Source organism: Methylophaga pinxianii, assembly GCF_020447225.1.
GTDB classification, from domain to species: Bacteria; Pseudomonadota; Gammaproteobacteria; order Nitrosococcales; family Methylophagaceae; genus Methylophaga; species Methylophaga pinxianii.
Window position 1 is genome coordinate 1 of record NZ_JAJAEO010000121.1, and the last position, 8,798, is coordinate 8,798.

Sequence of the window (8,798 nt, forward strand, 5' to 3'; positions counted from 1 at the left end):
GGTTTTGGGGATAAAGCGACAGCAGAAAAATTACTAAAAAATGCATTGAGATTAAATCCGCAAGGTATTGATAGTAATTACTTTTATGCGTTGTTTTTAATGGATAAAAAACAGTATAAACAAGCTGAGTCTTATCTGTTATTTGCTAAAAAAGCGGCTCCCAGAGCAGATAGACCACTGGCAGATAAAGGCCGTTTAATGGAAATCGACAAGGCGTTGGCTGAAGTTAACAAACAGATGAATGACCAAACCGATGCAAATACTGTTAATTGAAGACGATCTGTCATTGGCGCAGGGACTTATGCGTTCGCTACGCCATGACCGGTTTACCGTCAATCATTTAAGCCTGGGACGCCAGGCAATAAACAGTATTAAAACCGCTGCTCCGGATATCGTGATCCTTGATCTGGGCTTACCGGACATGGATGGTACAGCGGTATTGGCAGAGATCCGTAAGGTGAATGCAAGCTTACCAATATTGGTATTAACGGCTCGAGGCAGCATCAATGATCGGGTTATTGGGCTGGATGCCGGTGCTGATGATTATCTGGCCAAACCATTTGATATCGACGAACTGCTGGCCAGGTTAAGAGTTTTTGAACGTCGTCTGAGCAGTCAGCAACATGCCGCATTGCAGATTGGCCCCGTCAGTCTTGATAACAAAACCATGCAGTTAAAAGTCGATGATGCCCTGGTTGAGTTACCGCGTCGCGAATTTATGTTACTGAAAATCCTGATGGAGAATGTCGGACGGGTGCAGACTAGAGACAGTCTTGAATCCAAGCTTTACAGTTGGGGAGAGGAGGTGGCTAGCAATGCTGTTGAGGTACATGTGCATCATTTACGCAAAAAACTTCCGGAAGGGTTTATCAAAACCATTCGCGGTGTAGGCTATCAAATCAGTAATCAATGAAATCTATCCGACTGTATTTACTGATGATATTGGTCGCCACGCTGATATTGGTGATGTTCGTGTCATTGCTGAAAGGCTACCAGTCCAGTATTGAAACCGCACAAGGCTTATTTGATGAACGGTTGGTTAATACCGCTGAATTAATTGCATCAGCCCATGTTGCTCAAACCACTTCTGATTCGGCTCAAAGACCTACCAGTGATTATCTGTTTTTTCAGATATGGGATGCCAACGGACAACTGCTGACGCGATCCGATACAGCACCTCATATTGCGCTGAGCCGTTTTGAAAAAGGCTTTTATGATGTCAATTTTAATGGCTTTCGCTGGCATAACTATGTTTATCCTGATCCCCTGTCTGAACGCTGGATTATTGTCGGTGAGCGTAGTGATGTTCGCAGCTCTATGGCCGAAGATATTGTGTTAGCGACTATTTTGCCGGCATTTTTTGGCATCGTCATCGCCGCCATTTTCATCTGGTGGCTTATCGGGACGGGGTTAAAACCATTAAAAAACCTTTCCAGACAACTTGCCAGTAAGCAGGCTGATGATTTGAGACCAATTGAACTGGCTGACTTGCCAAAAGAAATGAACCAGTTGGTCAAAATTATCAACCAGCTGTTCTGGCGACTTGACCAGAGTTTTCAGCGCGAACAACGATTTGCTGCTGATGCGGCCCATGAATTGCGAACCCCCATCAGTGCATTACAGATTCATTTACATAATCTGCGAAAAACCTATGGTGATAACTCTGAGGATTGGCAGGTTATGCAAGCCGCAGTCAACAGAATGAGCCATCTGGTTAACCAGATACTGATGCTATATCGCACGGCACCTGAGCAGATTGCTAAAAAAGCGGAATCAATTGATCTGTATAAATTAGCCAGTGATGTGATTGCTCGCGATTATCAACAGTTTGAAAAACGTCAGCAACATATTGAATTAATTGGGAAGTCCTCAACAATATATGGGCATTTTTTTGCATTGGAAACGCTGTTACAAAATTTACTCAGCAATGCCAGCAAATATGCACCGACAAAGGGACATATTGTGATTCATGTTCATCCGACTGAAAAAGGAGTGCGATTAACCGTTGAGGATGATGGGCCGGGTATTCCACCAGATCAGTATGAACGTATTTTTGACCGGTTTTATCGTTATCAGAACGAAAACAGTGATCTGCAATTACCCGGATGTGGTCTTGGGCTGGCCATTGTTCAGCATATTATTGAAATGCATCATGCTGAGATAAAACTCAGTAATTCAACTTTTGCGAGTGGCCTGAAAGTGGTGATCGATTTTCCTGCCGCGTTGAGAAAATGATGAAAAATGTATTCATATTCACTTCAATGTTATTGATTTCATTAAATAGTTATGCAGCGCCACCCACATTTGAAATCCTCATTAAGGATCATCTGTTTTATCCTGATGAACTGATTATCCCAGCCAATACCAAGGTGAAATTATTGGTCAAAAACCAGGATGCAACACCTGAAGAATTTGAAAGTTATGAGCTAAACCGTGAAAAAGTGATCCCTGGCAATACTCAAGCAATTATTTTTATTGGCCCTTTGTCCCCCGGTGTTTATCCGTTTTTTGGAGAATTTTTCCCAAAAACCGCTCAAGGCAAAATTATTGCTGAAGAGGAGGGTAAATAACCATGCTGCTCAATAGTGTGATTCTGGTGCTACGGGAAGTGCTCGAAGCCGCGATGGTGGTCAGTCTTTTCATGGCTTTTACCACGGTAAGTCAGCAGTCACGTTATTTTTTGCTGAAAGCGATTTTTCTGGGATTGGTTGCCGGTGGTTTTTACGCGTACTTTTTACCGGAAATTTCAAATTGGCTGGAAGGTATCGGTCAGGAGATCACCAATACCATGATCCACCTTGGTATTTTTTTGTTACTTACCGGTTTTTTATGGCTTATTTCCAGCAATATTGTCTTACCCAACCGGCTGGTCAAAGCAGTGATGATGGGGGCGATTATTCTGGCAATCAGCCGGGAAAGTGCTGAAATCATGTTATATATTTCAGGGTTTCGTAGTGACCATTTTTTAATGCAGTCTGTGTTATCTGGCAGTCTGATTGGTTTAGGCATAGGGGTCAGCTGCGGTATTTTTTTATACCACTTGATGATTGCGCTGAAGCCAGCGGCAGCAACCAAATTTATCTGTGTTCTGGTGGTGATTGTCGGCGGCAGCATGATGTCTCAGGCCACTCAGTTTCTGATTCAAGCAGATTGGTTAACTTCAACAGAACCGGTCTGGGACAGTTCTCATATTATCAGTGAACACTCGTTACCCGGTCAGTTGCTGTATGCCTTGATGGCATATGAAGCGACGCCGACATGGAGCCAGATTGTGGTCTACCTGACCAGTCTGGCATTGATGATACTGGTCATTATTTCTGCACGTTTTTTACAGGGCCAACCAAAATATGACTAACCTTTGTCGTACGGCTTTATTGTTAGCCTGCCTTTTACCCATGCTCAGTCATGCCGATGGTAATCCGGTTGATAAAGTCTATGCACCCTATGTGCAGCCACTGGAACGCGAAATTGAATGGCGAATGACGGACTCTGATGGACGCCAGGTTCAACGATTGGGATTGGGTAAAAGTCTTACTGATCGGTTGTTTATCGAAGGTTATTTGATCGGCGAAGATAATCAAAATAATGACTTTCGTTTGCAGGCATTTGAAGTTGAAGCGCTTTGGCAACTGACCGAACAGGGTGAGTACGGCATAGATTGGGGACTGATAACCGAACTGGAACGGCAACGTGATGATGAAAACTGGGAAGCAGCAGCAGGATTAATCGCCTTGAAAGAGTGGGGCAGATGGGTGGCAACCAGCAATTTCTGGCTTAAATATGAATGGGGTGAAACCCAGAAAAGTGAATTTGAAACCGCTTTATCATTACAAACCCGTTATCGACTTTCTCGTTATTTTGAACCAGCCATTGAGTTTTATGCCGGCGAAGATACCCGTGCACTTGGACCGGTGTTTCTTGGAGATATCAGCCTTTCACCTGGCAAAAAACTGCATTGGGAAGTGGGCGTGCTGACTGGGTTATCTTCCAAAACCGCCGATACCAACTGGCGAGCTTTACTGGAGTATGAATTCTAAACGTTATTGCATTTGGGCAATGCAATCCTCATAGGTCTGATTTTTAAAATTGTCTATTGCCTGCTGCTTGCCTTCATTGGTTTCCTCAACAGGTTGCTGGTAGGCACTGAGCAATAATCCACGTGTCACATTACCCATGGCATTTTCCATGGCTTCGTGAATCGGTGTATTCATTTGACGAAACAACATATACGACCCGGCTTTGCTGGCCCAATCCTCACAAACCTGTATTTGCTCAGCCTGAACAGCAAAGGACATTGTTATCAAAAAACCACCAAAGAAATAACTCAAAACGATTTGTTTCATTTATAAAGCCCCTGAATTTTCATCCAGTAAATCTACTGCTAGCTAGATGAAGATTTTGTCAAAGGATTTAGCAAACAAATATTTTGATGATTTAGGTTATGGTGAACGGGCTTGAGGTCGCAACAGGATACTCCATACAATTCATAAAACAATAAAGTGATAACGATGAAAAATAAATTTCTGGAAAGTGGCGAAGCCGGGTATCACCCGCTGAAAAAATTCCGCACCATTATCAAAGGACTGCGTTATGCAGTATTAAGTGACTTCAGTGTACTTTACAAAGTTGTCGTCTCAGTCATCGTTGTGCTGGTGTCACTGTGGTTTCACAAATGGGTGGATGCCGCATTAATCATTATGGCAACCGGTTTTGCCTTAAGTGCGGAATTGTTTAATACCGCCATCGAAGCTATGTGCGACTTCGTGGAAGAACGTCATAATCACAAAATCGGCATCATTAAAGATATTGCTGCCGCAGCAGCTGGTGTGGCGATATTTGTCTGGGCTGTAGTGATTATTTCCAGCTTTCTGGGTGTTTGGCAGCGTTTGATCTGACTTTGTGTATCCAACAGGTGGAGAGCGACAGTTCGCTCTCCTTTTCCGTGCAGGCTTCAGATATCGCTATGCGGACCAAAAACTTCATAATGAATTTGTTCTGCTGCAACATTTAAATCCAACAATTGTTGTTTAATGAAGCGCATAAATTCAACGGGCCCACAAATATAAAAATCACCGTCAATCAATGGCAACTCATACTGTAATCTGGTTAAATCCAACAAACCATTGAGAGCTTGTTTGTCTGTTCCTTCATCCTGTGTATACCAATAGTAATAATGCAGTTTTTCTGAGGTGTTAGCATTATTTTTCAATTGCGCGGCAAAGTTGTGCTGGCTTTTATTTTTACAAGCATGCAAAAACCAGATCGTTTGATCAGTTTGACTCTTAAGCAATGTTTGCAGCATAGCCATCATCGGTGTAATTCCCACACCAGCAGAAATCAGCACTGTCGGTTTGTCCAGATGTGCCAGATAGAAATTACCCGTAGGTGGCATTAATTCAATATAGTCACCAACGCGTACTGCGTCGTGTAAATAATTAGAAACCAGACCAGGCTGTGGTTGAGATTCACGTTTGACGCTGATTCGATAGCTTTCGCCATTGAATGTATCAGAAATAGAATATTGTCTGATTTCAATATTTTCTGCCTGATCAGGTTTTACTTTGACGGCCAGATATTGGCCTGGTTGGTAACTCGCAATCTCACCTCCATCCACTGGAACAAAGGTAAAACTGGTGACCAATTCTGATTCAGGCGTTTTGGCTTTGACTTCAAATAAACGAGCACCGGTCCAGCCTCCGGTTTTGGTTTGATAATCGCTATAGATCTCCTTTTCGCGACCAATTAATACCTTTGCCAATAATCCATAAGCCTTGACCCAGGCATCAGCCACTTCGTCGGTAAAGGCATCTGGTGCCAGTTCGCGGAGAGTTTCTATAAGATGATGGCCGACGATTTGATATTGATCGGGCTGAATATCAAAACTGACATGTTTATGCGCCACGCGTTCAACCAGTTCTCCTAACGCGGCCAAATCATCGATATGCCTGGCATACATCGCCACGGCGCTGAACAAAGCAAACTGTTGTCGGCCGGTGGCCTGATTACTCAGGTTGAAAATATCTTTCAATTCAGGGTTATGACTGAACATGCGTTTATAAAAATGATCGGTGACTTCAACCCCAGCATTTTCCAATAAAGGCAGAGTACTTTTAACGATTTCAATAGTTCTGGTATCTAACATATACAACCTCTTAACAAACGGTTAAATGAATTCACCTATTTGTTTGCAGAGGTTATGCCAGTTGATTAATGGTTTATAAATCAATTATATAGTTGTTTCCTGGGTTATTAATATGTCATATTGACTCACAATTAATTATGTCTATATGACTCAATGATGATAAATTGACTTTAATTGGCAAGTTGAGACCATTATGCAGGATTTTGATTCAACCTTATTACTTGAAGTCGCGCTGGATCTGGCAAACAGTATCAATAATGACGATCGTTTTGATCGTCTGTTGGCCTCGATCCGTAAAGCCATTAAATGCGATGCCGTTGCTTTATTGGGTTTGCACGAAAATCTGTTAACGCCTCTGGCAATACAGGGATTATCTTCTGAAGTATTGGGTCGACGTTTTTATCTGAATGAACACCCCAGACTTGAGCAGCTATGCCATGCCAGTAAACCGCTTATCTTCCCGGATAACTGTAACTTACCCGATCCCTATGATGGTTTGCTATTGGCCCGATCCGGCGATCTGCCGGTTCATTCCTGTATGGGATTGCCATTGTACTCGGATCAAAAAGTCATAGGATTGGTGACCATTGACAGTCTGCAGGCAGGAAGTTTTAACAATATCAGTCTCAAAACGCTGGAACTGATAGCCGCCTTATCAGCAGCAACATTGAAAACCGCACTGGAATTTAAAAAGCTTGAAATCAGCGCCCAGCATGCACAGCAACTGGTGCAGGAACTGACACAGGAAGCCTTGTTAAAAGATGGGGGAGAGTTGATAGGTCAAAGCCCAGCCATGCAAACCTTGAAAAACGAGATTCAGCTGGTCGCCAGTTCGGACTATACGGTGTTGATCACGGGTGAAACCGGCGTCGGAAAAGAGCTGGTTGCACGCACGGTGCACCAATTATCATTGCGTAAAGATAAACCGTTAGTCCACATAAACTGTGCTTCTTTGCCGGAAACTTTGGCTGAAGCCGAATTATTCGGTCATACCAAAGGCGCTTTTACCGGAGCGGATCGGGAAAGGGCGGGTAAATTTCAGTTAGCCCACGGTGGTAGCCTGTTTTTAGATGAAGTTGGAGAGTTGCCATTAGCGGTGCAAAGTAAGCTGTTACGTGTATTACAAAGTGGTGAAATACAGCCGGTGGGTAAAGATAATGTCGAACAGGTTGATGTTCGCGTGATTGCTGCGACTAACCGGAATCTTGCAGAAGAGGTCAGCGAGGGTCGTTTCAGAGCTGATTTGTACCACCGTTTATCGGTTTATCCAATCCAGGTTCCACCGTTAAAAGATAGAGAACAAGACGTTTTGTTATTGGCAGGTTACTTTCTGGAAAAAACACGTCGCAAATTAGGCATAAGGCAATTGCGGCTCTCGCAGGATGCAGAACTGGCTTTAACAAATTATCACTGGCCGGGAAATGTTCGCGAACTGGAGCATGTAATCAGTCGTGCATCGTTAAAAGCCAAAGCGAAACCGACAACGACCGGCATCATTTCATTACATCGAGCGTTTCTTGAGTTACCGGAAACTCAAATTGCTGAAAATTCTGTTGAAAAAAACACTGAGTTGAAATCAAGTTTATCCACGGGACTGGATCTCAAAACCGCTACCAATGAATTTCAAAAACAGTGCATTTTAACGGCTGTTAGCCAAGCTAATGGCAACTGGAGTGAAGCGGCCCGATCACTGAAAACCGATCGGGCCAATTTGGTCAGAATGGCAAAACGCCTGGGCGTTTCAATTAAAAAAACGGTGGTAAATCATTAACCGGTTATGCGCTTAATGAAGCCATATCAATGACAAAACGGTAACGCACATCGGATTTTTCCATACGTTCAAAGGCTTCATTAATCTCATCCATTTTGATCATTTCGCATTCTGGCAAGATATTCATACGTCCACAAAAATCCAGCATTTCCTGAGTTTCGGCAATTCCACCAATCAACGAACCCGCAATACGGCGACGGCCGAAAATCATGGGTGCCGTATTTGGCCCTTCAACCGGGCCAATCTGTCCAACCAATACCAGCGTGGCATCATTATCCAGCAATGGAATGTAGGGATTCAGATCATGATTGACTGGCACGGTATCGATAATTAAATCAAAGCTTGAACCCGCGCTTTCCATTGCTGTCTCGTCTTTAGAGACCAGAAAAGCATGTGCACCAAGGTCGATGGCATCTTGTTGTTTCTTTGGAGAAGTACTGATAACGGTCACATGCGCACCTAATCCCACGGCCAGTTTAATTGCCATATGACCCAGTCCACCCATTCCGACCACGCCGACCCGGCTGCCCGGCCCAACGTTCCATTCTCTGAGTGGAGAATAAGTAGTAATTCCTGCACAAAGCAGTGGCGCTGCTCGTGCCAGATCCAGATTTTCCGGGAGGTGTAATACAAACTCTTCACGTACCACCAAATGTTTTGAATACCCGCCTTGAGTCATATCACCACTGATTCTGTCGGGGGAACCGTAGGTCAAAGTAAAACCGTTGCGGCAATATTGCTCATGGTCGTTATGACATTCATCGCAGTCCTGACAACTGTCGACCATACAACCCACAGCAACATGGTCACCGGCTTTGAATTTGGTCACTGCTGAGCCAATTTCAGTGATCCGACCCACAATTTCGTGTCCCGGTACCAGCGGAT

The 8,798-nt window shown here is 43.7% G+C and carries 11 protein-coding genes; 8 read left to right on the forward strand and 3 right to left on the reverse strand.

Annotated features, from left to right (window positions below; genetic code table 11):
- The 6 genes from LGT40_RS01240 to LGT40_RS01265 form a co-directional block, all read left to right on the forward strand.
- Positions 1–273, forward strand: a 273-nt coding sequence (locus LGT40_RS01240) for a tetratricopeptide repeat protein (protein WP_438861565.1), incomplete at its 5' end; no start/stop codon positions are given.
- Positions 254–913 (forward strand): response regulator, encoded by a 660-nt coding sequence (locus LGT40_RS01245; protein ID WP_014707166.1) that lies wholly within the window; start codon positions 254–256, stop codon positions 911–913. The genes LGT40_RS01240 and LGT40_RS01245, both read left to right, overlap by 20 nt.
- On the forward strand, positions 910–2,235 hold the full coding sequence (locus tag LGT40_RS01250; RefSeq protein WP_226074447.1) for a sensor histidine kinase: 1,326 nt from the start codon (positions 910–912) through the stop codon (positions 2,233–2,235). Before LGT40_RS01245 ends, LGT40_RS01250 begins: the two co-directional genes overlap by 4 nt.
- Positions 2,235–2,570, forward strand: coding sequence for a cupredoxin domain-containing protein (locus LGT40_RS01255; protein ID WP_319000256.1), 336 nt, complete (start codon positions 2,235–2,237; stop codon positions 2,568–2,570). The genes LGT40_RS01250 and LGT40_RS01255 overlap by 1 nt, the downstream gene beginning before the upstream one ends.
- A gap of 2 nt (positions 2,571–2,572) precedes the next feature.
- Positions 2,573–3,355 (forward strand): FTR1 family protein, encoded by a 783-nt coding sequence (locus tag LGT40_RS01260; protein ID WP_226074444.1) that lies wholly within the window; start codon positions 2,573–2,575, stop codon positions 3,353–3,355.
- Complete coding sequence (locus tag LGT40_RS01265; RefSeq protein ID WP_226074442.1) at positions 3,348–4,037, forward strand: hypothetical protein; 690 nt, start codon at positions 3,348–3,350, stop codon at positions 4,035–4,037. Before LGT40_RS01260 ends, LGT40_RS01265 begins: the two co-directional genes overlap by 8 nt.
- A gap of 3 nt (positions 4,038–4,040) precedes the next feature.
- Here the strand turns inward: LGT40_RS01265 and LGT40_RS01270 are convergent, their stop codons facing one another.
- Positions 4,041–4,343, reverse strand: a complete 303-nt coding sequence (locus tag LGT40_RS01270) for a hypothetical protein (RefSeq protein ID WP_226074440.1) — start codon at positions 4,341–4,343, stop codon at positions 4,041–4,043.
- Between the two features lie 165 nt (positions 4,344–4,508).
- On the opposite strand from LGT40_RS01270, the gene LGT40_RS01275 reads away from it, so the two are divergent.
- Positions 4,509–4,895: a diacylglycerol kinase gene (locus tag LGT40_RS01275; RefSeq protein ID WP_226074432.1), complete on the forward strand. Its 387-nt coding sequence runs from the start codon at positions 4,509–4,511 to the stop codon at positions 4,893–4,895.
- 56 nt (positions 4,896–4,951) lie between these two features.
- Here the strand turns inward: LGT40_RS01275 and hmpA are convergent, their stop codons facing one another.
- On the reverse strand, positions 4,952–6,142 hold the full coding sequence (hmpA, locus tag LGT40_RS01280; protein WP_226074424.1) for an NO-inducible flavohemoprotein: 1,191 nt from the start codon (positions 6,140–6,142) through the stop codon (positions 4,952–4,954).
- Between the two features lie 193 nt (positions 6,143–6,335).
- On the opposite strand from hmpA, the gene norR reads away from it, so the two are divergent.
- Positions 6,336–7,913, forward strand: a complete 1,578-nt coding sequence (gene norR / locus LGT40_RS01285; RefSeq protein WP_226074422.1) for a nitric oxide reductase transcriptional regulator NorR — start codon at positions 6,336–6,338, stop codon at positions 7,911–7,913.
- Between the two features lie 4 nt (positions 7,914–7,917).
- Here the strand turns inward: norR and LGT40_RS01290 are convergent.
- Positions 7,918–8,798 (reverse strand): NAD(P)-dependent alcohol dehydrogenase (locus LGT40_RS01290; RefSeq protein ID WP_226343137.1); only part of this gene is annotated, 881 nt, incomplete at its 5' end.

What these genes read in the sequence shown, in the direction of transcription:
- LGT40_RS01245 (WP_014707166.1), top strand. Translation starts at nt 254, where the DNA reads ATGCAAATACTGTTAATTGAAGACGATCTGTCATTGGCGCAGGGACTT.
- LGT40_RS01250 (WP_226074447.1), top strand. Translation starts at nt 910, where the DNA reads ATGAAATCTATCCGACTGTATTTACTGATGATATTGGTCGCCACGCTG.
- LGT40_RS01255 (WP_319000256.1), top strand. Translation starts at nt 2,235, where the DNA reads ATGAAAAATGTATTCATATTCACTTCAATGTTATTGATTTCATTAAAT.
- LGT40_RS01260 (WP_226074444.1), top strand. Translation starts at nt 2,573, where the DNA reads ATGCTGCTCAATAGTGTGATTCTGGTGCTACGGGAAGTGCTCGAAGCC.
- LGT40_RS01265 (WP_226074442.1), top strand. Translation starts at nt 3,348, where the DNA reads ATGACTAACCTTTGTCGTACGGCTTTATTGTTAGCCTGCCTTTTACCC.
- LGT40_RS01270 (WP_226074440.1), bottom strand. Translation starts at nt 4,343, where the DNA reads ATGAAACAAATCGTTTTGAGTTATTTCTTTGGTGGTTTTTTGATAACA.
- LGT40_RS01275 (WP_226074432.1), top strand. Translation starts at nt 4,509, where the DNA reads ATGAAAAATAAATTTCTGGAAAGTGGCGAAGCCGGGTATCACCCGCTG.
- hmpA (WP_226074424.1), bottom strand. Translation starts at nt 6,142, where the DNA reads ATGTTAGATACCAGAACTATTGAAATCGTTAAAAGTACTCTGCCTTTA.
- norR (WP_226074422.1), top strand. Translation starts at nt 6,336, where the DNA reads ATGCAGGATTTTGATTCAACCTTATTACTTGAAGTCGCGCTGGATCTG.